Origin of the sequence: Sphingomonas sp. LH128, assembly GCF_000293195.2 — a bacterium.
GTDB lineage: Bacteria > Pseudomonadota > Alphaproteobacteria > Sphingomonadales > Sphingomonadaceae > Novosphingobium > Novosphingobium resinovorum_A.
Genome location: NZ_ALVC01000591.1, coordinates 1 through 466 on the forward strand (window position 1 = coordinate 1; position 466 = coordinate 466).

The following is a 466-nucleotide window of genomic DNA, read 5'->3' on the forward strand; positions in this document are numbered from 1 at the left end:
GGCATCGGCTGGCACAGGGATCGCCCGGTCTACGAGCACATCATCGGCATATCGCTCGGAGAGCCCGCGACGATGCGCTTCCGGCAACGGCGCGGCGAAGGCTTCGCGCGGGCCTCAATGCCTCTGGAACCAGGTGCAGGATATCACATGAGCGGGGGTGCTCGATACGATTGGGAGCACAGTATCGCCGAGATGGAAATGCCGCGGTGGTCCATCACCTTTCGCAGCATGGCCAATGCATATGCGAGGTAATATTATAATCCTTCCGCTGAGATTTCAGGACGAGATCAAAGTATGTAATTGGTTACATCGACAATTCATGGCGAAGTAATTCAATTATCGGTTGAATGTCGGGATTTTGTCGCGAATCACTGGTAGAGACTCGGCTCGAAACGCCAAAGGCGTTCGCAAGGAGAGATGATCGTGTTCGACCAGATAGACGCTGCCTACTTTCGGCAGCGCGCGC

At 55.2% G+C, this 466-nt stretch carries 1 protein-coding gene; it reads left to right on the top strand.

Annotated elements, in window-relative coordinates:
* Positions 1 to 252 (top strand): alpha-ketoglutarate-dependent dioxygenase AlkB (locus LH128_RS30475; protein ID WP_008833544.1); only part of this gene is annotated, 252 nt, incomplete at its 5' end.
* Positions 253 to 466 lie beyond the last annotated feature (214 nt).